The 3,050-nt window shown below is 67.3% G+C and carries 3 protein-coding genes; 1 reads left to right on the forward strand and 2 read right to left on the reverse strand.

Features of this window, described 5'->3' with window-relative positions:
- Positions 1-221 (reverse strand): asparaginase (locus tag KZA10_RS18060; protein ID WP_256934728.1); only part of this gene is annotated, 221 nt, incomplete at its 3' end.
- Positions 218-1,501: an ATP-binding protein gene (locus KZA10_RS10880; protein WP_218682890.1), complete on the reverse strand. Its 1,284-nt coding sequence runs from the start codon at positions 1,499-1,501 to the stop codon at positions 218-220. The genes KZA10_RS10880 and KZA10_RS18060, both read right to left, overlap by 4 nt.
- Positions 1,502-1,647: 146 nt before the next feature.
- On the opposite strand from KZA10_RS10880, the gene KZA10_RS10885 reads away from it, so the two are divergent.
- A partial coding sequence (locus KZA10_RS10885; protein WP_256934729.1) for a cation:dicarboxylate symporter family transporter occupies positions 1,648-3,050 on the forward strand: 1,403 nt, incomplete at its 3' end.

Consider the following 3,050-nt stretch of genomic DNA (forward strand, 5'->3'; position numbering starts at 1 on the left):
GCCAGCTGCTCGCCCTCGAGCACCGCGCCTGCAGTGATGCAGGCGATGGCCTGCAGGGGCTTGAGGCTGGAGCGCGGCAGGATCAGCGCATCGGCATTGCCGTGACGGGCGACGACGTCGCCGTCGGTGCCGGCGACCTCGAACCCTTCGAGACGTGCCACATAGTCGCGATGCAGTTCGAGGGTCAGAGAATCGTCGTCGACGATGAGGGTGCGGATCATTGCTGCGACCTCCGCGGTGACGCGGCCGGAAGGATGACCCGGAATGTCGTCGGGTCGTCGCTCACCGTCACCGAGCCGCCCGCTCCGATCACCACGGAACGCACGAGCGCCAGGCCGATGCCGCGTCCCTGCGCATCGGCGGGCTTCGTGGAGTAGCCCTGGTCGAAGATCCGCTCACGCACGGCCGGCGGGATTCCGGGACCGCTGTCCGAAACCTCCAGCACGATCCCCGCACCCTCGTGCGAGCGGAGAGAGACCTGCACCCAGAGGTCGTCCGACTCGACGGCGGCATCCATGGCGTTGTCGACGAGGTTGCCGAGCACCGAGACGGCATCGACGGGCGACAGCGGCGTGCCGGGTGCGTCCGGCTCGATGTGCACCCGCCAGTCTATGCCGCGCTCCTTGGCCTGGGAGGCCTTGCCCAGCAGGAGCGCGCCGACAGCGGGATCACCGTGACGTCGCGCGGTCACCTGATCGACGAGCGACTGGCTCTGTCGAGACGTCTCCGTGAGGATCTCGATCGCCTCGTCACGGCGTCCGAGCTCGAGCAGCGCCACCGCCGCGTGCATCCGGTTCCCGTGCTCGTGGGTCTGTGCACGCAGGGCCTCTCCGAGGGTGCGGATCGACTCGTACGAGGACACCGCATCACGCACCTGCCCGGGCGGCAGGTCGCCGGCGATGCGACGGGTCACCCGACGGGCGATCACCGCGCCGCCGGCGCCGAGCGCGACGAGGCCCACCGTGATACCGAGCGTGAGCGGCAGGCGGCGGATCAGGGTATCGGTGATGGATTCTGTCGTCACACCGGCGGCGACCCAGCCGATCAGTTCTCCATCCGCTGCGGTGACGGGAGTGATCGTGCGCACGGAGGGTCCGAGGGTTCCGGTGAACTCCTCGGTCAGAGTCTGCGGTGACGCGGGGATCGTGCCCAGGTAGATCCCGCCGATCTGGTCGGCGTCGGGGTGGGTGATCCGCGTGCCGTCCGGGGTCATGATCGTGATGAAGTCGAGCCCCGCGCCGGCGATCACGTCGAGGGAGTACGGCTCGAGCACCTGGGTCGCCGCGCCCTGATCGTTCGAGCGCAGACCGTCGATCACCAGAGGCGAGGCGGCGAAGGAGGCCGAGGTGGCCGCCGTCACCCGTTCGGCCTCGGCGCGGATCGATCGTTGCGCTTCGATGACGAGGAAGACCGCCACGAGGGCGCCGATCACGACCGCCGCGACAAGCAGCACCACGAAGACGCGTGAGGCGGTGCTGCGGCTGCGGGAGGTGTGCGCCATCGCTTCCTCCGATCGTCGATGCTCAGGTGCCGTGACCAATACGACCACAACTCGCCCCGATGCGTGAAGTCGGACACCGTGATCACTGATCGGCGGCGAAGCAGCCGCCCACCCGGACGAAGACGTCGAAGATCGAGGAGGACGCGATGGCGCTCACAACAGGATTCTCACTGCCGAAGTTCAATTGGCGCCGAGGGAAGCAATCGTGGGATCGGCACACGTGGCTGTATGTGTCCGTGCTCCTCGCGGTCGTGCTCGGCGCCGTCGTCGGCCTCGTCTGGCCGGAGGTCGGACAGGCGTTCGAACCGCTGGGCAAGGGTTTCGTCGCGCTGATCAAGATGATGATCGCGCCGATCATCTTCTGCACGATCGTGGTCGGGGTGGGTTCCATCGCAAAGGCGGCCACCGTCGGCAAGATCGGGGGGCTGGCGCTGCTGTACTTCATGATCATGTCCACCTTCGCGCTCGCGATCGGACTCGTCGTCGGCAACATCATCCACCCCGGCGCGGGACTGGACATGGCCTCCTCCACCTACGACGCGGTCGAAGCGGAGGCCAAGACGACGCAGGAGTTCATCCTCGGCATCATCCCGACCACGTTCTTCTCGGCTTTCACCGGGGAGAGCGTGCTGCAGGTGCTGTTCATCGCGCTGCTCGTCGGCTTCGCCCTCCAGGGGCTCGGGGATCGCGGCGCCCCGATCATGGAGGCGGTCAAGCAGCTCCAGAAGCTGGTCTTCCGCATCCTCGGAATGATCCTGTGGCTCGCGCCGCTCGGAGCGTTCGGCGCGATCGCGGCCGTCGTGGGCAAGACCGGCGTCGCGGCGATCTGGAGCCTGGGCACGCTGATGATCGCGTTCTACATCACCTGCATCCTGTTCATCGTCGTGATCCTCGGGGTGCTGCTGTGGACGGTGACCCGCGTGAACATCTTCGCCCTCATGAAGTACCTGGCCAGGGAGTACCTGCTCATCGTCGGCACCTCCTCGTCGGAATCGGCGCTTCCTCGACTGATCGCGAAGATGGAGTTCGTCGGCGTCTCCAAGCCCGTGGTGGGCATCACCGTCCCGACCGGGTACTCGTTCAACCTCGACGGTACGGCGATCTACCTCACGATGGCCTCGCTGTTCATCGCCACGGGGATGGGGCAGCCGATGACGATCGGTGAGCAGATCGGTCTGCTGGTGTTCATGATCATCGCGAGCAAGGGCGCAGCGGGGGTTACCGGTGCCGGTCTTGCCACCCTCGCCGGTGGTCTCCAGGCCTATCGTCCCGATCTGGTGGACGGCGTCGGCGTGATCGTGGGCATCGACCGGTTCATGTCGGAAGGGCGCGCGCTCACGAACTTCACGGGCAACGCGGTGGCGACGCTCCTCATCGGCACCTGGACGAAGCAGATCGACCGCGCCCGCGTGCGTCGGGTGCTCAGCGGCGAAGTCCCCTTCGACGAGTCGCTGCTCGACGGCGTGGACGCCCACGGGCAGGTGGATGCCCCGCAGGCCGCTGACGTGCAGGAGCTTCGTGAGGCGGCCGTCGCAGAGATGGCGGCGAA

This window comes from Microbacterium sp. BF1, from assembly GCF_019279095.1.
Lineage (GTDB): Bacteria > Actinomycetota > Actinomycetes > Actinomycetales > Microbacteriaceae > Microbacterium > Microbacterium maritypicum.